Source organism: Streptomyces sp. NPDC001530 (assembly GCF_042894545.1).
Classification (GTDB): Bacteria; Actinomycetota; Actinomycetes; order Streptomycetales; family Streptomycetaceae; genus Streptomyces.
Genome location: NZ_JBIAVS010000015.1, coordinates 195,672 through 214,235, shown reverse-complemented (window position 1 = coordinate 214,235; position 18,564 = coordinate 195,672). Strand labels below are relative to the sequence as shown.

The 18,564-nt window shown below is 69.5% G+C and carries 15 protein-coding genes and 1 tRNA gene; 7 read left to right on the top strand and 9 right to left on the bottom strand.

The window, feature by feature from the left end:
* The first annotated feature begins 199 nt into the window (after positions 1-199).
* Positions 200-982 (top strand): hypothetical protein, encoded by a 783-nt coding sequence (locus ACFY0T_RS30320; protein WP_388877559.1) that lies wholly within the window; start codon positions 200-202, stop codon positions 980-982.
* A gap of 179 nt (positions 983-1,161) precedes the next feature.
* Here the strand turns inward: ACFY0T_RS30320 and ACFY0T_RS30315 are convergent, their stop codons facing one another.
* Positions 1,162-1,473 carry a hypothetical protein gene (locus ACFY0T_RS30315; protein ID WP_388877334.1) on the bottom strand — a complete coding sequence of 104 codons (312 nt, stop codon included), beginning with the start codon at positions 1,471-1,473 and terminating at the stop codon, positions 1,162-1,164.
* A 104-nt stretch (positions 1,474-1,577) separates the two neighbouring features.
* Between ACFY0T_RS30315 and ACFY0T_RS30310 the strand changes: the two genes are divergently transcribed.
* Positions 1,578-1,808 carry a DUF4287 domain-containing protein gene (locus tag ACFY0T_RS30310; RefSeq protein WP_033323288.1) on the top strand — a complete coding sequence of 77 codons (231 nt, stop codon included), beginning with the start codon at positions 1,578-1,580 and terminating at the stop codon, positions 1,806-1,808.
* A 113-nt stretch (positions 1,809-1,921) separates the two neighbouring features.
* On the opposite strand, the gene ACFY0T_RS30305 is transcribed toward ACFY0T_RS30310, so the two are convergent.
* The 3 genes from ACFY0T_RS30305 to ACFY0T_RS30295 form a co-directional block, all read right to left on the bottom strand.
* On the bottom strand, positions 1,922-2,824 hold the full coding sequence (locus ACFY0T_RS30305) for a Bax inhibitor-1/YccA family protein (protein WP_388877330.1): 903 nt from the start codon (positions 2,822-2,824) through the stop codon (positions 1,922-1,924).
* 179 nt (positions 2,825-3,003) lie between these two features.
* A complete protein-coding gene (locus tag ACFY0T_RS30300) occupies positions 3,004-4,179 on the bottom strand; it encodes a 4-hydroxybenzoate 3-monooxygenase (RefSeq protein WP_388877327.1) in 1,176 nt (391 codons plus the stop codon).
* Positions 4,180-4,332: 153 nt separating this feature from the next.
* Positions 4,333-4,415 (bottom strand) — tRNA-Leu (locus ACFY0T_RS30295).
* 415 nt (positions 4,416-4,830) lie between these two features.
* On the opposite strand from ACFY0T_RS30295, the gene ACFY0T_RS30290 reads away from it, so the two are divergent.
* On the top strand, positions 4,831-5,601 hold the full coding sequence (locus ACFY0T_RS30290) for an ABC transporter ATP-binding protein (protein WP_388877324.1): 771 nt from the start codon (positions 4,831-4,833) through the stop codon (positions 5,599-5,601).
* A 132-nt stretch (positions 5,602-5,733) separates the two neighbouring features.
* Entirely contained in the window at positions 5,734-8,265 is a 2,532-nt protein-coding gene (locus ACFY0T_RS30285) for an ABC transporter permease (protein WP_388877321.1), read from the top strand.
* Between the two features lie 48 nt (positions 8,266-8,313).
* Here the strand turns inward: ACFY0T_RS30285 and ACFY0T_RS30280 are convergent, their stop codons facing one another.
* The 3 genes from ACFY0T_RS30280 to ACFY0T_RS30270 all read right to left on the bottom strand — a co-directional run bounded on the left by ACFY0T_RS30280 (position 8,314) and on the right by ACFY0T_RS30270 (position 13,913).
* Positions 8,314-9,603: a class I SAM-dependent methyltransferase gene (locus ACFY0T_RS30280; protein ID WP_388877318.1), complete on the bottom strand. Its 1,290-nt coding sequence runs from the start codon at positions 9,601-9,603 to the stop codon at positions 8,314-8,316.
* Positions 9,604-9,906: 303 nt separating this feature from the next.
* Positions 9,907-12,456, bottom strand: coding sequence for a polynucleotide kinase-phosphatase (locus ACFY0T_RS30275; RefSeq protein WP_388877316.1), 2,550 nt, complete (start codon positions 12,454-12,456; stop codon positions 9,907-9,909).
* A complete protein-coding gene (locus ACFY0T_RS30270) occupies positions 12,453-13,913 on the bottom strand; it encodes a 3' terminal RNA ribose 2'-O-methyltransferase Hen1 (protein WP_388877313.1) in 1,461 nt (486 codons plus the stop codon). The genes ACFY0T_RS30275 and ACFY0T_RS30270 overlap by 4 nt, the downstream gene beginning before the upstream one ends.
* A gap of 397 nt (positions 13,914-14,310) precedes the next feature.
* Here ACFY0T_RS30270 and ACFY0T_RS30265 point away from each other — a divergent pair, with 397 nt between their 5' ends.
* The gene (locus ACFY0T_RS30265) at positions 14,311-14,757 is read left to right on the top strand and encodes a hypothetical protein (RefSeq protein ID WP_388877310.1); all 447 of its coding nucleotides are present in this window, start codon (positions 14,311-14,313) and stop codon (positions 14,755-14,757) included.
* A gap of 343 nt (positions 14,758-15,100) precedes the next feature.
* Here ACFY0T_RS30265 and ACFY0T_RS30260 read toward each other — a convergent pair whose 3' ends face one another.
* The gene (locus ACFY0T_RS30260; protein WP_388877307.1) at positions 15,101-15,223 is read right to left on the bottom strand and encodes a hypothetical protein; all 123 of its coding nucleotides are present in this window, start codon (positions 15,221-15,223) and stop codon (positions 15,101-15,103) included.
* Positions 15,224-15,356: 133 nt separating this feature from the next.
* Positions 15,357-15,875, bottom strand: a complete 519-nt coding sequence (locus ACFY0T_RS30255; protein WP_388877304.1) for an ATP-binding protein — start codon at positions 15,873-15,875, stop codon at positions 15,357-15,359.
* 167 nt (positions 15,876-16,042) lie between these two features.
* Here ACFY0T_RS30255 and ACFY0T_RS30250 point away from each other — a divergent pair, with 167 nt between their 5' ends.
* Both ACFY0T_RS30250 and rox read left to right on the top strand, forming a co-directional pair.
* Positions 16,043-16,327, top strand: a complete 285-nt coding sequence (locus ACFY0T_RS30250; protein WP_388877301.1) for a DUF6233 domain-containing protein — start codon at positions 16,043-16,045, stop codon at positions 16,325-16,327.
* Between the two features lie 443 nt (positions 16,328-16,770).
* A complete protein-coding gene (gene rox / locus ACFY0T_RS30245; protein ID WP_388877298.1) occupies positions 16,771-18,204 on the top strand; it encodes a rifampin monooxygenase in 1,434 nt (477 codons plus the stop codon).
* Positions 18,205-18,564: the final 360 nt, after the last annotated feature.

Genomic DNA, 18,564 nt, shown 5'->3' with positions numbered 1-18,564 from the left:
CCAATCCCCCCCAAGATGTGACCTATCTCCCTCCAGATAGGGATTTGCGCAGGTCAGAGCCGTTGCGAGACTAAACATCAGGGCCAAGGTCCTGTCCTTTTCGTGACGTTACGCACTGACAGCCGGACGGTCCGCCCTTCAAGCTGATGTAGGAAGTCGGGGGGTCGACTTTGGAACCGGGAGTACGTCAGTGAGCGCCATGCCAATTGCTTTGCTGCTCACCACCGCCGCGACCGCGGCCGTGGGCGTCGCCGTTCTGCGCACCCTGCAGGGGCTGCGCCGGCAGGTCACGGCCCTGCACAGCGAACTGGCCGAGAGCCGCGCCAGTGCCGCTCGCGGCCTCGTGCCCGCGGCCCGCACGGCCGCCGACACGGACGAGATACGCGCTGCCGTCGCCGAGGCGCTCGCCGAGGAGCGGGAGCGGGAGCTCGCCGAGGCCCGGGCGTTCTGGGCCGCACAGGAGGCGCGTGACGCCTCGGACGCGCCCACGCTGCTCGGCCTGCCCGACAGCGAACTGTTCCTGCCGCGCCATTCGGACTTCGTGGGCCTGGAGCCCCTGGAGCCGGCGGTCGAGGCCGGCCTGGACGCCGAGGAGTTCGCCGGGGACTCCCCCGAACTCGCCGCGGCCCGCCGCCGCCACCCCTCGCACCCGGACTTCGTCCCGGTCCAGTCACCCGTCGTGAACGACCACGAACGCACGGTGGCCTGCCTGGAGGAACTCGCCGAGTCCCGCACGGAGCTGGCCGACGTCCGCCCCGGCCCGCTCGGCACCCTCGACGTCTACGTCTTCGCCGACGGTACGACCCTGTGCATGACGCCGGGTCACCGCAAGACCGCGGAGCAGCTGGCCGCGGCCCTGCGCGCCGGCGAGACCCCGGTCCTCCTCGGCGGCTCCGGCGTCTCGGGCGCGTACGCCCTGACGTTCGCCTACGGCGACCAGAACATCTACATCCTGGCGGACCGCGTCATAGCGTCGCTGTAAGGGCGCCCCCAGGAGGCGCCCCGTAGAAGGGCGTCGCTGGGGCGCCCCGTACGGGGCGCGACGCTCTGACATCATGCGGCTCCGCCGCGTGGGCGCGACCAGCCACAGACAAGCCGCAGTCAACCAACCGCCCCGCGGTTTCCCGGCACCACCCAGCGGAGCGCCCCCACCGGAGTCGATCAGACCCCTGCGCGTTTCTGTGCCTCCGCCACCAAGGCCACCGCCTCCGCCAGCTCCCCCTCGTCATTCAGTACGACCGCCAAATCGTGCGCGGCGACCGTGATCTGATCCGCCGCCGCGAACATGCCCGCGTCGGGCATCTCGCGGGGCTCGCCCGAGGGGTCCTCCAAAAGTTGCGCCCGCCGCGCCAACTCCCTGGCCAGCGCCAGCGCTTCCGCGGCAGCCCCCCGCTGCAGCCGACTCTGCGGCGCGGCCCGCAACCGGTCGGCGAAATGATCCACGGCACGGGTCAAAGGCGTCGTATCAAGCACGCGGCGAGCGTACGCGCCGCAGCAGGACTGTTGCCAACAACCCAACCCTCAGGCACGGTGGCGTGAAGGACCGGCTTACATCCCCATTGCGTCCGGAGGCGCCGATGTCCCAAGTCTTCTCCGAGGAGACCCATCGCAACATGCTCGCCCGCATCCCTCACTGCACCGGTCGTGAAGTCTCCGACTGGCTTCGCACCGTCGACGAAGGCCCCGCTCTCTTCCGCTTCGAGGAGAAGGTCAGCTGGCTCCGCGCCGAGCACAACCTCGCGTACGGCCATGCCAAAGCGATCATTCACGAGTACGACCTGAGGAGGGCCGCGCGCAAACTGCTCTGAGCGCGCACCACCAAGACGACAGGCATCCGATGACGACGAAGGGCCCGCGAACCGAGGTTCGCGGGCCCTTCAGTCACGTACTACCGCCGTGACCGGCCTGTTCGGTCGTCGTCCTAGTCGTCGCCGCTGAAGATGGCGACCAGGCGCAGCATCTCGACGTAGATCCACACGAGGGTCATGGTCAGGCCGAACGCGGCCAGCCAGGCCTCCTCGCGGGGAGCGCCGTAGGCGATGCCGTCCTCGATCTGCTTGAAGTCGAGGGTGAGGAAGAACGCGCCGATGAGGATCGCCAGGATGCCGACGACCGCGCCGAGCGGGCCCATGCTGCGCAGTCCGCCGTCCTCGGCGACACCGAAGACGACCAGCAGCAGGTTGACCGCCATGACCAGGATGAAGGCGATGGCGATGGTCATGCCGATGCGCGCGTACCGCGCGGTCACACGGATCCAGCCCGCCTTGTAGACCAGCAGGGTCGCGCCGGAGACGGCCATGGTGCCGAGCACTGCCTGGAAGGGCGCGCCGTTCCAGACGGTGTTGTACATCTCGCTGATGACGCCGAGGAAGACGCCCTCGAAGGCGGCGTAACCAAGGATCAGCGCGGGCGAGGCGGTGCGCTTGAAGGACTGCACCATCGCCAGCACGAAGGCGACGAGGGCGGAGCCGACGGCCAGGCCGTAGCTGGTGGACGACACGGGCAGCAGCGCCCAGGCCAGGATGGCGCCGACGACGACGGTGCCGAGCGTCATGGCCGAGCGCATGACGACGTCGTCCATCGTCATACGGCCGGTGGTGGTAACCGGGGCCTGCGGCGGAGCGCCGTACTGCAGGTCCTGCTGTGCGTACGGGTTCTGCGCGTAGGGGTTGCCGCCCTGCTGGGCGTACGGGTTGCCCTGGGCGTACGGGTTGCCCTGGGCGCCGACAGCGGGTCCCCCGGCCTGCGGCGCCGCGTTGAAGCCCGCGTAGCCGTTGTCGCGGCTGAACCCCCGTCGCGAGAAGACCGGGTTACTGCTCCTCATTTCACTCCTCCATGGCCACCCTGCGTGGCCTTGGCTCAAGAGTAATAGGTAGGCAAAGGATCGACCCTACTGCCTGGGGAGGATCTTTCCCTTGTGGTGCCACGGTACGCGGGTGACTTATGCCCTGCGAGCACTGGTACGAAGCCGTGACAGGGCACTTAGGTGACGCTTAGCCCGGTTCAGTCCAGGGGAAAGCCCGTGTAGCCCTCCGCGAGGTCGGTCTCGGCCGCCCGTGAGCTCGCCATCCGCTCCAGGCGGGCCACCTGGACGCGGTCCTCGAAGGGGGTCGCGCCGGGGTCGCGGTGCAGCAGGGTCGTCATGTCGTACGAGAACCGTTCGGCCTGCCAGACGCGGCGCAGACAGGTCTCGGAGTAGGCGTCGAGCAGCTCACCGGAACCGCTCTCCTTCTCGTACGAGAGGGCCCGCGCGAAGGTGACGACGTCGCCGACGGCGAGGTTGAGCCCCTTCGCTCCCGTCGGCGGCACGATGTGGGCGGCGTCACCGGCGAGGAAGACCCGCCCGTGCCGCATGGGCTCGTGGACGTAACTCCGCATCGGGGTGACGGACTTGGCGGTGATGGGCCCCCGCTGGAGCCGCCAGTCGTCGTCCGTCTCGAAGCGCCGCTCCAGCTCGTCCCAGATCTCCTCGTCGCTCCACGCCTGGGCGTCGGTGCCCTGGGGCACCTGGAGGTAGAGGCGGGAGACCGCGGGCGAGCGCATGCTGAGCAGGGCGAAACCGCGGTCGTGGCGGGCGTAGACCAGCTCGTCGTGCGAGGGAGGGACATCGGCGAGGATGCCGAGCCAGCCGAAGGGGTACGTCCGCTCGAAGACGCGGGAGAGCTCGGCCGGCACGGCCTTCCGGGCGACCCCCCAGAACCCGTCGCACCCGACGACGTAGTCGCACTCGAGCACGTCCTCGCGCCCTTCGTACGTGTAGCGGATCCGCGGCCGGTCGCTCTCGGCGTCCTCCACGGCGAGCGCCTCGGCGCCGAAGAGCAGGGGCCCGCCCTCCTTGAGCTGAAGGGCGATCAGGTCCTTGCACACCTCGGTCTGGGCGTACACCATCACGGAGCGCCCGCCGGTGAGCGCGGGAAAGTCGACGCGATGCCTCCGGCCCGCGAAGCGCAGCTCTATCCCGTCGTGCCGCAGCCCTTCCCGGTCCATCCGCTCACCGGCACCGGCGGCCCGCAGCACATCCACGGTTCCCTGCTCCAGAATCCCGGCCCGCTGCCGCTGCTCCACATACGCACGGTCCCGGCTCTCCAGCACCACGGACTCGATCCCCGCATTGTGCAGCAACCGCGCCAGCAGCAACCCGGCCGGCCCGGCCCCGATGATCCCGACGGTGGTACGCATCGGCACGCCCCTTCGCGTTCCTCTGTTTGATGTTCGCCTGGTGAAAATTACTTCACCATTTCCTGAAAGGAGTCTCCGACCGCACGCGCTTGCTGTCAACGGTCGGTGGCGAACTCCTCCAGGCAGGCCGCAGCCGAGGTGAGAGGTCGGAAGTGCCCGGAACCGGACTTGAACCGGTACGCCCGCGAGGGGCAGCGAGGTTTAAGCTCGCCGTGTCTGCATTCCACCATCCGGGCAGGCCATGGGCTCCGCATCGAGGTTCCGAGCCTATCGGGACGCATCCGCCCAACAGCGGGCGGGCGGCCCGATGTTGTCTTATTTTATTGACGTCTGAGGGTGCATCAGCCCTCGGTACGGGCCATCCGCACTTGCCAATAGCCTTTCTGACGGTCCGGGGCGGCGTATACGGAATGACGGAATTTCACCGTCCGAACGAGCGCACTCCACGAAGTCCGCGCCGTGGGCGCCCGGATCCCGTACCCGGAGACCGCTCAGGGGAGCGCCGTCATCCCCAGGTATGACACGACCGCTCCCGGTCCGACCGCAGGCTGCCCCCGGAACCAGAACAGCGGCTGACTACATCGCGCGATGCGCGTCCGACGATGGGACACGTCCCCAGAAACGTCGTCGTCCCGACAGGAGCACCCTCCCGTGACCACCACTCCCCTCGCCGGCCGCACCACCGCCGTGGCAGCCCGTGCCACGGAACTGTCGAAGGTCTACGGACAGGGCGAGACCCAGGTGGTCGCCCTGGACCGGGTCACCGTCGACTTCCGCCAGGCCGAGTTCACCGCGATCATGGGACCCTCCGGGTCCGGCAAGTCCACGCTGATGCACTGCGTGGCCGGCCTCGACACCTTCAGCAGCGGCTCCGTACGCATCGGCGAGACCGAGTTGGGCTCCCTGAAGGACAAGCAGCTCACCAAGCTCCGCCGGGACAAGATCGGCTTCATCTTCCAGGCGTTCAACCTGCTGCCGACCCTGACGGCCCTGGAGAACATCACCCTCCCGATGGACATCGCGGGCCGTAAGGCCGACAAGGAGTGGCTGGACACGGTCATCAAGATGATCGGCCTCGCCGACCGGCTCACCCACCGCCCCTCCCAGCTCTCCGGCGGCCAGCAGCAGCGCGTCGCCGTCGCCCGCGCCCTCGCCTCCCGGCCCGACATCATCTTCGGCGACGAGCCGACCGGAAACCTGGACTCGCGCTCGGGCGCGGAGGTGCTGGGCTTCCTGCGCAACTCCGTACGGGAGTTGGGGCAGACCGTGGTGATGGTGACCCACGACCCGGTGGCGGCGGCCTACGCGGACCGGGTCGTCTTCCTCGCGGACGGACGGATCGTCGACGAGGTGTACGAGCCGACCGCCGACTCGGTCCTGGATCGAATGAAGCAGTTCGACGGCAAGGGCCGCACGAGCTGACGCCCGCCGGACTCGCTCGGCCGACGCCCGCCGGACTCCCTGGGCCCACAACCGCCGGACTCCCTGGGCCCACGCCCGCCGGACCCCTTCAACCTCCTGCGCCTCCCCGCGACTTCCTGGACTGAGAAACCCATGTTCCGTACCGCCTTGCGCAACGTACTCGCGCACAAGGCCAGGCTCCTGATGACCGTGCTCGCCGTGATGCTCGGCGTGGCGTTCGTGTCGGGGACCCTGGTCTTCACCAACACCATCTCCGACGCCTACCAGAAGAGCTCCGCCAAGGGCTTCGACCAGGTCGACGTCGCCATCCAGCCGGAGAGCCAGGCGGACGAGGGCGACAGGATCGGCAAGACGGCGAAGCTCACGCAGCCGCTGCTCGACAAGGCCGCCAAGGTTCCGGGCGCCGCCTCCGCCATCGGCGTCGTGAACGGCTTCACCGCCATCGCCGACAAGGACGGCAAGCTCATCGGCGGCGGCTTCCAGTCGCAGGGCGGGAACTACTGGGGCAGCAAAGACCCCCGCTATCCGCTGACGAGTGGTCACGCGCCCAAGGGGACGGGCGAGGTCGCCATCGACGCGGAGACCGCGAAGCGGGCCGGGTACAAGGTCGGCGACACCGTACGGCTGTCCGTGGACGGGCCGGTCCTGACGCCCACCATCACCGGCGTCTTCACCACCGACGACGGCAACGTCGCCGCGGGCGGCAGCCTCGCCCTCTTCGACACGGCGACCGCGCAGAAGCTCTTCCACTCGGTCGGCTCGTACGACGAGATCGACGTGAAGGCGACGGCCGGCACCAGCCAGACCGCGCTGCTGGGCGCCCTCGACGACGTCGTACCGAAGGACGTCGCCTCCACCACCACCGGACAGCAGCTGGCCGACGACCAGGCCGAGCAGATCTCCTCCGCGATGAGCGGGATGAAGACGGGCCTGCTGGTGTTCGCCGGCATCGCGCTGTTCGTCGGCACGTTCATCATCGCCAACACCTTCACCATGCTGGTCGCCCAGCGCACCAAGGAGCTGGCCCTGCTGCGCGCCGTCGGCGCCTCCCGACGGCAGGTCACCCGGTCCGTGCTCGTCGAGGCCTTCGTCGTCGGTGCGGTCGCCGCCGTCGCGGGTCTGGCCGCGGGCATCGGCATCGGCGCCGGAATGCGCTCCCTGATGGGCACGCTCGGCGCCACCGTGCCGGACGGCCCGCTGGTCGTCTCGCCGGGCACGATCGCCACCGCCCTGCTCGTCGGCATCCTCATCACCATGCTGGCCGCCTGGCTGCCGGGCCGCCGCGCCGCGAAGATCCCGCCGGTCGCCGCGATGAGCAGCGTGCACGCGAAGGCGACGACGAAGTCCCTGGTCCTGCGGAACACGATCGGCGCCCTCTTCGCCGCCGCGGGTGTCGCCGTGGTCCTCTACGCGACCACCATGGACGGCTCGGACGGCCAGGCCCCGATGGGCTTCGGCGCGGTCCTGCTGATCGTCGGCGTCTTCGTCCTCACCCCGCTGCTCTCCCGCCCGCTGATCGCGGCGGCGGCCCCGGTGCTCCGCGTCTTCGGGGTCTCCGGCAAGCTGGCCCGCCAGAACTCGGTCCGCAACCCGCGCCGTACCGCCGCCACCGCCTCCGCCCTGATGATCGGCCTCACCCTCATCACCGGTATGACGGTGATGGCGGGCAGCCTGCAGAAGTCGATCGACAAGATGGCCAGCTCCGCGATCAAGGCGGACTACGTCGTGTCGATGGCGAACGGCAACTCGCTCTCCCCGGACGTCGAGAAGAAGCTCGCCGGCGTCGCCGGGGTCACGGACATCAGCTCCCTGCGCGACGCGCCCTCCCGCATCGACCAGCAGACCGAGTACCTGACCGGCGTCAACGGCGCGGCCATCGCCAAGCTCACCGACCTGACGATCGCCGGCGGCTCCTTCAAGGTCGGCGGCGAGCGGATCGTCGTCGACAAGGACACCGCCAAGTCGCACGGCTGGAAGGCCGGTTCGGACGTCACCGTCTCGTACGAGGACGGGAAGAAGGAGAAGCTGACCGTCGCCGGGGTCTACGAGGGCAACGAGATGATCCACGGCATCATCGTGGACAACGCGACGCTCTCGCCCCACCAGACCGACACCGCCTCCGACATGCAGGTCATGCTGAAGACGTCGAACGGCACGTCGGACGCGACCAAGGACAAGCTGGAGAAGGCCCTCGGCGACAACCCGGCCATCAAGGTCCAGGACAAGCAGGACCTCTCCAACAGCATCGCGCAGATGTTCACCCTGATGCTGAACATGCTCTACGGCCTGCTCGCGATGGCGGTCATCGTCGCCGTCCTCGGTGTCATCAACACCCTCGCCATGTCGGTCTTCGAGCGCTCCCAGGAGATCGGGATGCTGCGCGCGATCGGCCTCGACCGCAAGGGCATCAAGCGGATGGTCCGCCTGGAGTCCCTGGTCATCTCGCTCTTCGGCGGCGTCCTCGGGATCGGCCTGGGCGTGTTCTTCGGCTGGGCGGCCGGTGAGCTGCTGGGCAGCAAGATGGCGACGTACGAACTGGTGCTGCCCTGGGCCCGGATGGGGATCTTCCTCCTCCTGGCGGCGACGGTCGGCGTCCTGGCGGCGCTGTGGCCGGCGCGGCGGGCGGCCCGCCTGAACATGCTGACGGCGATCAAGTCGGAGTAGCTCTTCTCGGCGGTACGCGCATCGGGGCCCCGATGCGCGTATCCGCCGTCAGTTCCAGGATCTCGCCCGTAGCGGCATCCCAGAGGCGCCGGACGCCTCCGGTGTCCTGATCGCCAGCACCTGGTTGACGCCGATGCGGTTGCGCTCGAAGGCAACCGCACTGGCCGCCATGTACAGGCGCCAGACGCGGGCCCGCCCGGGGCTGGTGAGCTTGACGGCCCGTGCCCACTGCGCCTCCAGGTTGGTGACCCACCGGCGCAGGGTGAGCGCGTAGTGCTCGCGGAGGGACTCGACGTCGCGGACCTCGAACCCGGCGCGCTCCAGCTGCGTCACGGTCGTGCCGAGGGGGGCGAGCTCGCCGTCCGGAAAGACGTACGCGTCGATGAACTCGTCCACGGAGTACGCCGATTCGTCCCGCTGCGGGCGGCGGGCGATCTGATGGTTGAGCAGCCGCCCGCCGGGCTTGAGCAGGCTGTACAGCACCTCGGCGTACTCCAGGTAGCGCTCGGCGCCGACGTGTTCGGCCATGCCGATGGAGGAGATGGCGTCGTACGGTCCGTCGGCGACGTCGCGGTAGTCCTGGACGCGGATCTCGACCTTGTCGGTCAGTCCCGCGTCGGCGACCCGCTTACGGGCGTACGCGGCCTGTTCCTGGGACAGCGTCACCCCGACGACGTTCGCGCCGTGCTCGCGGGCGGCGTGCATGGCCATGGAGCCCCAGCCGCAGCCGACGTCGAGGAGGCGCTGGCCGGGCTTCAGGTCCAGCTTGCGGGCGATGAGTTCGAGCTTGTCGCGCTGGGCGGTCTCGAGGGTGCCGGCGTCTTCCCAGTAGGCGCACGAGTAGACCATGGACGGCCCGAGGACGATCTCGTAGAAGTCGTTCCCCACGTCGTAGTGGTGGCTGATGGCTCGTTTGTCGCTGCGCTTGGTGTGCAGGTGGCGGCGCCTGCGGACCTCCTCGCGGGGTGGGGTGGGGGGCAGTGGGGGCCCGGCCATCTTCACCAGCCCGCGGACGGCGGCGCGCACCTCGGGATCGCGCAGGGCCTCCCCGACGCCCCTCGCATCCTCGCCCCGGTCCCACACGAGCCCGGACATCAGGTCCAGGGCGGTGTAGAGATCCCCCTCCACCCCGAGATCACCGGCGACCCAGGCCCGGGCCAGCCCCAACTCGCCCGGCTTCCACAGGAGCCGGCGGACGGCTTTTCGGTTGCGTACGACTAGGGCGGGGGCGCCGGGGGGGCCTGCTTCCGAGCCGTCCCAGGCGCGGATGCGCAGCGGGAGCGGGGCCCCCAGCAACTGTTCGACAAGGCTCTTCAGCCGCAGCGCGGCGTCCTGCATGGCGTACACCTCCGAGACAACACTCCCGAACGCTCCAACACCACGTAAACACCAACTGCCCTGCCGCGCAGTCCCCCTTCCGCGTTACAGCTGAGCAAAATAGCTGTATCTACCACGTTTTTTCGCCCCCTCCGCCCCTGCCCATTCCCGTCCCCTGGGGGCTGCGCCCCCAGACCCCCCTAAAAGATTGCGCAGTTCCCCGCGCCCCTTTTAGGGGCGCGGGGAACTGCGCAGTCTTTTAGCGGGGGTCTGGGGGCGCAGCCCCCAGGTACGGGACGGGCAGGGGCGGAGGGGGCGAAGACCTCAAAGCCTTGGATCCACCGGTTCCGACTCCAGTGCCAGCACCCCGAAGACGGCCTCGTGCACCCGCCACAGCGGCTCGCCCTCCGCCAGCCGGTCCAGGGCCTCGAGCCCCAGCGCGTACTCACGGATCGCGAGCGACCGCTTGTGGTTCAGAAAGCGCCCGCGCAGCCGCGCGAGGTTCTCGGGGCGGGTGTACTCCGGACCGTAGATGATCCGCAGGTACTCACGCCCCCGGCACTTGATGCCGGGCTGCACCAACCGCCCCGTCTCACCGCGCACCACCGCACCGACCGGCTTGACGACCATGCCCTCGCCGCCGCGGCCCGTCATCTCCAGCCACCAGTCGATGCCGGCCCGCACCGACTCCGGGTCACCGGTGTCGACGAAGAGCCGCCGGGTGGTCTGCAGCAGTCCGCTCCCGTCGTGCTCGACGAGCCGGTCGATCAGGGCGAGCTGCTCGTCGTGCGGCAGCGCGGCGAGACTGCGTCCCTGGACCGCGAGGATCTGGAAGGGCGCCAGCCGGACGCCGTCCAGGCCGTCCGTCGTCCAGCAGTACCGCCGGTAGGCGTCCGTGAACGCCTCGGCGTCGGCGGCGCGTTCACGCTGGCGCGCCAGCAGCTCCCGTACGTCGACCCCACGCTCGGCCGCGCCCTCGAGTGCGGCCAGCGCGCCCGGGAACGCCGCCCCGGACGCGGCGCCGACCGCCGCGTACTGACTGCGCAGCAGCCCGGACGCCTTCAGCGACCACGGCATGAGCTCCGCGTCGAGCAGCAGCCAGTCCGTCTCCAGCTCCTCCCACAGACCGGACTCGGTCACCACGGCCCGTATCCGCCCGAGGATCTCCTCGGTGACGGCGGCGTCGTCGAAGAAGGGACGGCCGGTACGGGTGTACAGCGACCCGGTCGGGCCTCCCCCGGTGACGCCGAACCGCTCGCGCGCCACCCCCGCGTCCCGGCAGACCAGCGCCACCGCCCGCGAGCCCATGTGCTTCTCCTCGCACACGACACGGGCGACGCCGTCCTCCTTGTACTGCGCGAAGGCCTCGGCGGGGTGCTCCAAGTAGCCCTCGATGTGCGAGGTCGCGGTCGGTGCCATGGTCGGCGGCAGGTACGGAAGCAGCCGCGGGTCCACGGCGAAGCGGCTCATGACCTCCAGGGCAGCCGCCGCGTTCTCCTCACGGACCGACACCCGTCCGGCGTGCCGCGTCTCGACGATCCGCCGTCCGTGCACGTCCGCCAGGTCCAGCGGACGGCCTTCGTGGCCGCCGGGCGCCTCGCTGGCCAGCGGCTTCGTCGGCTCGTACCAGACCTGCTCGGCTGGTACGTCGACGAGCTCGCGCTCCGGCCAGCGCAGCGCGGTGAGTTTGCCACCGAAGACGGCACCCGTGTCGAGGCAGATGGTGTTGTTCAGCCAGGTGGCCGTCGGGACCGGGGTGTGACCGTAGACGACGGCCGCGCGGCCGCGGTAGTCCTCCGCCCACGGGTAGCGCACCGGCAGCCCGAACTCGTCCGTCTCGCCGGTCGTGTCGCCGTACAGCGCGTGCGAGCGCACCCGGCCCGACGTGCGGCCGTGGTACTTCTCGGGCAGACCCGCGTGGCAGACGACCAGCCGCCCGCCGTCGAGGACGTAATGGCTGACGAGCCCGTCGAGGAACTCCCGCACCTGCTTCTTGAACTCCTCGCTCTCCCCCTCCATCTGCTCGATCGTCTCGGAGAGACCGTGCGTGTGCTGGACCTTGCGGCCCTTGAGGTAACGCCCGTACTTGTTCTCGTGGTTGCCGGGCACGCACAGGGCGTTGCCGGACCCGACCATGGACATCACGCGGCGCAGTACGCCCGGGGTGTCCGGGCCGCGGTCGACGAGGTCGCCGACGAAGACGGCCGTACGGCCCTCCGGGTGCACCCCGTCGACGTACCCCAACTTGCCCAGCAGCGACTCCAGTTCGGACGCGCAGCCGTGGATGTCGCCGATGATGTCGAAGGGGCCGGTGAGGTGGGTCAGGTCGTTGAACCGCTTCTCGGTGCGGACCTCGGCGCTCTCCACCTCCTCCACGCCGCGCAGCACGTGCACCTTCCTGAACCCCTCGCGCTCCAAGTGCCGCAGGGAGCGGCGGAGTTCGCGGATGTGGCGCTGGATGACGCGGCGCGGCATGTCGGCGCGGTCGGTGCGGGCCGCGTTGCGTTCGGCGCACACCTCCTCCGGTACGTCCAGCACGATCGCGATGGGCAACACGTCGTACTGCTTGGCGAGTTCGATCAGCTGGCGGCGGCTCTCCTGCTGAACGTTGGTGGCGTCCACCACCGTGCGCCGCCCCGCGGCGAGCCGCTTGCCCGCGATGTAGTGGAGTACGTCGAAGGCGTCGCGGCTGGCGCTCTGGTCGTTCTCGTCGTCGGCGACGAGGCCGCGGCAGAAGTCGCTGGAGATGACCTCGGTCGGCTTGAAGTGCCGGCGGGCGAAGGTCGACTTGCCCGAGCCCGACGCGCCGATCAGCACCACGAGGGAGAGGTCGGTGACGGGCAGGGTACGTGCCTTCTTGGTCTCGTCGGTCATGCGGCCTTCTCCTCCTTCGTAGCGAGCCTGAATACGGCCATCTGGGTCGGTGACCCCACCTCGGGATCCTCGGGGCCGACGGGCGTGAACTCCACGTCGTAGCCATGGCGTTGGGCGACCTGCCCGGCCCAGGCCCGGAACTCCTCGCGCGTCCACTCGAAGCGGTGGTCGCCGTGCCGGGAGTGTCCGGCCGGGAGGGTCTCCCAGCGGACGTTGTACTCGACGTTCGGCGTCGTCACGAGGACCGTCCTCGGGCGTGCGGAGCCGAACACCGCGTACTCCAGGGCGGGCAGCCGGGGCAGGTCGAGGTGCTCGATGACCTCGCTGAGCACGGCGGCGTCGTACCCCTTGAGGCGGTTGTCGGTGTAGGCGAGCGAGCCCTGGAAGAGCTGCACGCGCGATGCCTGCCGCTCCCCCATCCGGTCCAGCTTGAGCCGCCGCGCGGCGATGGTGAGCGCGCGCATCGACACGTCGACCCCGACGATCTCGGTGAACCGCGTGTCCTTGAGCAGCGCCTGCACCAACTGGCCCTGGCCGCAGCCGAGATCGAGCACACGCCCGGCACCGGAGGCGCCCAGCGCGGCGAGGATCGCGTCGCGCCGCTGCACGGCGAGCGGCACAGGCTTGTCCTCCGTGTCGGTCTCCTCGTCGACCGCGTTGTCGATCTCCTCGACCTCGGTGTCGTCGGCCTCGGCGAGCCGTACGAGTTCGAGGCGCTCCATCGCCTCCCGGGTCAGCGACCAACGGCGCGAGAGATACCGGCTGGTGATCAGCTTCTGCTCCGGGTGGTCCGGCAGCCAGCCCTCACCGGCCCGCAGCAGCTTGTCGACCTCGTCGGACGACACCCAGTAGTGCTTGGCGTCGTCGAGCACGGGAAGCAGCACGTAGAGATGGCGCAGGGCCTCGGCGAGCGTCAGCCGCTCCGCTTCCAGTTCCAGACGTACGTAGCGGGAGTCGCCCCATTCCGGGAACCGGTCGTCCAGCGCCACGGCCTCGACCGTCACCGTCCATCCCAGCGGCTCGAAGAGCTTCCGTACGAGGTCGGCGCCGCCCCGTGCGGGCAGCGCGGGCACCTCGATGCGCAGCGGCCTGGACTGCTCCGGCAGCTCGGGCTTCGCGGTGCACTGGCCCTTCATCGCGCTGGAGAACACGCCGCTCAGCGCCACGGCGAGCAGGGACGAGGCCGCGTACGGGCGGTCGTTGACGTACTGCGCGAGCGCGGCGTCGGGTGCCCCGCCGCGCCCCTTGCCCTTGCCGCGCCGGACCAGGGCCACCGCGTCGACCTCGAGCAGCAGCGCGGCCGTGCACCGCTCGACGGACGCCTCGGGGTAGAGGACGTGCGCTGTGCCGTAGGAGGTCGAGAACGCCTGCGATTTGTCGGGATGCTTGTGCAGCAGAAAGCCGAGGTCGGTCGCTGGGCGCTCTGGGGTACCGGTGGTACTGATCGTCAGGAACACTGTGGGCCTGCCTCGAAACGTCTTCTGAGCTGCGGAAACTTGCCGTGCGGTCCAACGCCGTGCACATCGCGTGCACACACGCCTAAAAGTGGTGAACCGCAGCGAGGGGAGAACGCGCCTCGGTGATCACTGCTCCAGGCCCTTCCTCGCCCTCGTAGCGGTGCATACGCCGCGCTGCGGTCAGCCGCCCGCGCGGCGCCCCTTCTTCGGCGCGCCTGCACAACGTACAGCGAACGTCCCTGGCGTACTCAGGCATTTTCCCTCCGCCGTACTCGCTCCGCCGGGGCACCAGGGCCGACTCCAGGAGCCCGGCCGGCTCCGGGAGGCCGTACGACTCCTCGAAGGAGGCAGGAGCCCGCGCCGTTGCGTGGTCAACTCAGGCAGTAGCGTCTGGGCCATGCCGGATGCCCTTGACGTGTCGGTGGCACTGCGAGGCGGAGTGACCAGCCGCTCCTTTGCTTGGGACTTCGTGCGCCGCTTTGCCGACGAGTGGACGGGCCGCCCGTTGCGGTCCGGAGACGGCTGCACCGCGGCCGAACTGGACGCTGCGCAGGCCGATCTGGGTTTCGAACTGCCTGCCGCGCTGCGGGAGGGATACGCGCTGTGCGGCCGCCGCGACGACCTGACCAGGCAGGAGGAACCCTTGGTCACGCCGGCTGAGCTCTACGTGGACGACGGCTTCGGCGGTGTCCTGGCCTTCCGCCGCGAAAACCAAGACTGCGCGGCATGGGGGATCCCCCTGGATCAGATCGAGCAGGACGACCCCCAGTGGTGGTGGAGTCGCACGAGGGGTGGCTCCCCTTCCTCGACCGCGTATCCGTGGCCTGGGTGGAGCTGGTACTGAGCGAGTCGCTGTTCGGTCCAGGGAAGCTGTACGACGCCTGCGAGCTGCCGGACGGACTCCTGGCGGGCCTGCACGCGGGCTACACGCAGGTGGACTTGCCTGACCACCAGGCCGGTCTCCTACTGACCGCACCGCGCGGTCGAGGTGCGCGTTGGGGGGGGCCGCTGGCACGAGGGTGGGCTGCGGGCCCACTTCCACGGGCCGGGCGGCCGGTCCGTCGCGTGGGTGCGGCCGCGGTTCTACGGGCCGGAATGGCAGGTGTGACCGTCGGCGATAGTTGGCCAGAGGCGGTGGCAAGACCTCTGGTGAACGGCCTGTACTCAAAGACAGTCGGCCATTTTGCTCAGAGATAGTTGGCCACTGCGGCCTCGACGTCATCGCGGAGCTGCGTGGAGGCGTGCTTCTTGAGGTGGAGCCAGGTGCGTCCCCACTGCTTGGACGACTTCGCTGCTGCGGAGGGCAGCATGGTGCGCAGAGCCTCCCGGAGCGCCGGTCGTTCCAGGGCGAGCAGCGTGGCGGCTCCGTCCAGAAGGATGGCGGTGGCGACAGCAGAGCGGGGTGGGGCGTCCGACCTCAGTCTTTCGCGTGGCGGGCGGACCTCAACTCTTGACGGCCTCTGCGATCTGCAGGGCGGCCTGGGCGGGCGTGAGGTGCGTGGTGTCGACGACCTCGGCCTCGCCGTGTAGCCACGTGCGGGCCGCCTCGGCGTAGGGCTCGAGGTATTTGAGGCGGAACGGGGAGGGGACGGGAGTGTCCCCCTCGATGCGCCCGCGGAGGGTGTCTTGGTCAGCGTGGAGGACGAAGTGCCTTACTGGGATGGCATGTTGGGCGAGGCCCGTGCTGATCTCGCGCCAGTACCGCTCGACCAGGACAGTCATGGGCATCACCAGAGTGCCGCCGGTGTAGTCGAGTACGCGGCGGGCGGTCTCGACGACGAGCGGCCGCCACGGCGGCCAGTGCTGGAAGTTGTCCGTCTCGGGCAGCCCCGGCGTGATGTCCATGAGTGTCTCGCCGACCTTCTCGGCGTCGAACACCCGTGAATCCGGGATCAGTTGCTGCACGAGTGCACTGGTCGTCGTCTTGCCTGCGCCGTGGGTGCCATTGAGCCATACGATCACGGGACCCAACGCTAGCGCCGTGCGGGCCGAGGGAACGGGCACGGCAGAAATCCGGTACGGCTTCGGCGTTTCCCAGGGTGGTGTCAACCATCAGGATCAGGTGTCACCTATCTCGAATCACAAGGACAAATCACCCAGGGTGCCTTGGTGACCAAGTAGCACTGCGAGTGGCCATCTATCGCCGCGAGTCACAGCAGGCCACCGTCAGCTTCAGCCGACACTACGTCTGGGATTCGGCGACGATCAGACCCCGTGGCGCCGCGGACTGGCTGATCGAGCAGGGCCTCTCAGGACGCGAGCCCGTGTACGTCCACGTCGGCGGCTGCTGGAATGCCGGGAAGCGGAGCCGTGGAGTAGAGCGGGATCAGGCGGTGCGGGCGCTCGCGGAGGGCGGGGTGCCGGCCTGCCCGCACTGCCGTCCGGACACCGGGTTGGGGATCCTCGACCAGTGAGCCTGTTCTTGCTGAAGAGGGTGAAGAACCTCTCGTTCCGCGGCTGCATCCGCAGGCCCATGGAAGGCCCTCCTGGACCGTCGGCATCGCCGTACGCGGCGCGTCACCGCTTCGGGAGGAGCTTGTCCGTCCACAGCGGACAACAAAAGGCAAAGGCAAGGAGGTTACCCACTCCTTGCCACTCTCAACGTATAGCGCACCGGGGGGCTTGCGGCAAGGCCCGGGTCGTGCCGCAGAATGGCCGGCCAAGGCCAGAACCTGCGGAAATAACAGATTCGCGAAGTGCGTGTGTTGTTGTCGGCGTTTGGGTTGCGCGAGAACGTCGAACCGCCGGTGGACTCGCGGTGCGGTTGCGGGGACTCGGCGCGGAGGTGCGGGTGTGCGCGCCGCCGGACTGCGCGGAGCGGCTGGCCGAAATCCAGTCTCGTTGAATGGGCGTTTTGATGATTGACGTGATCGTGGTCGGCGGCGGACCGACCGGCTTGATGCTGGCCGGCGAGTTGCGGCTGCACGGCGTGCACGTGGTCGTGCTGGAGAAGTTGACCGAACCGACCGAGCAGTCCCGCGGACGCGGCCTGCACACGCGCAGCGTCGAGATGATGGACCAGCGCGGCCTGCTGGACCGGTTCCTCGCGGTCAGTGAGAAGTTCCAGGTCGGCGGTTTCTTCGGCGGCATCCTCAAGCCGTGGCCGGACCGGCTGGACACGGCGCACCCGTACGGCCTCTCCACCCTGCAGCCGGTCACCGAGCGGCTGCTCAACGAGCGTGCCCTCGAACTTGGCGCCGAGATCCGGCGCGGCTGCGAAGTGGTCGGGGCGAGTCAGGCCGACGAGAGGGCCGGGGTGACCGTCGAGCTGGCGGACGGCACGCACCTGCGCTCGCGCTACCTCGTCGGGTGCGACGGCGGCCGCAGTACGGTGCGCAAGCGGCTCGGCGTCGGTTTCCCCGGCGAGCCCGCCAAGGTCGAGACGCTGCTGGGTGACATGGAGATGACCGAGGATCCGGCGACGGTTGCCGTCGTCGTCGCGGAAGTCCGCAAGACCCAACTGCGGTTCGGCACCATCCCCAACGGGGACGGGACGTACCGCGTCATCGTGCCCGCCGAGGGCGTGTCCGAGGACGGTGCGACCGCGCCGACCCTCGAGGAGTTCAGGCAGCGGCTACGGGCCTTGGCGGGCACCGACTTCGGCGTGCACTCACCGCGCTGGCTGTCCCGGTTCGGCGACGCCACCCGGCAGGCCGAGCGCTACCGGGTCGGCCGGGTGCTGCTGGCCGGCGACGCGGCGCACATCCACCCGCCGACCGGCGGGCAGGGGCTCAACCTCGGCGTACAGGACGCGTTCAACCTCGGCTGGAAGCTGGCCGCCGCGGTCAACGGCTGGGCGCCGGAAGGGCTGCTGGACAGCTACCACGCCGAACGGCACCCGGTGGGCGCCCGCGTCCTGGACAACACCCGCGCGCAGATCACGCTGCTGGGGACCGATCCGGGTGCGACAGCCCTGCGGGAGCTGTTCTCGAAGCTGATGGACTTCGAGGAAGTGAACCGGTACGTGACCGAGATGATCACCGGGGTCGGGGTCCGCTACGACTTCGGCGAGGGCCACGAACTGCTCGGCCGACGGCTGCGGGACGTGAAGCTGAAGCAGGGTCGCCTCTACGAGCTGATGCACGGCGGCCGCGGACTACTGCTCGACCAGACGGGCCGGCTAACGGTGGCAGGCTGGGCGGATCGGGTCGACCACGTCGTCGACGTCAGCGAGGAACTGGACGCGCCCGCGGTGCTGCTGCGGCCGGACGGCCACGTGGCGTGGATCGGTGAAGATCAGCAGGATCTGCTCAGCCAGCTGCCCAAGTGGTTCGGCGCTGCCGTCAGCTGAGCGCGCAGTGGTGGCCCGAAAGCGTGGGGCCTTGATCGAGACACTGGAGTGGCGGGACATCCGGGAATCTCGGTCCAGGCGACCTCGTCACAGCCGCGAAGTGCGGGATGCCCGCCGTCGGCTCGAGTTGCTTGCGGGTACTCGTGAAGAAACCTGGCGACCTCCGCCTCTTTGGCCGCCGCGTCCCACACGCACATCCTTGTGGCCCCCATGTCGCACGACGTTGTTCTCCCAAGGCCCTGCCACCGATGGCACTCCCCCCTGCCCAGAGTCCCGTGCGCAAGCACAAGGCAGCCGCCCACCACGGTTCGACGCCGGGGATGCCCGACAGTGCACTCGGCTTGACGAGTGAGGACCCTG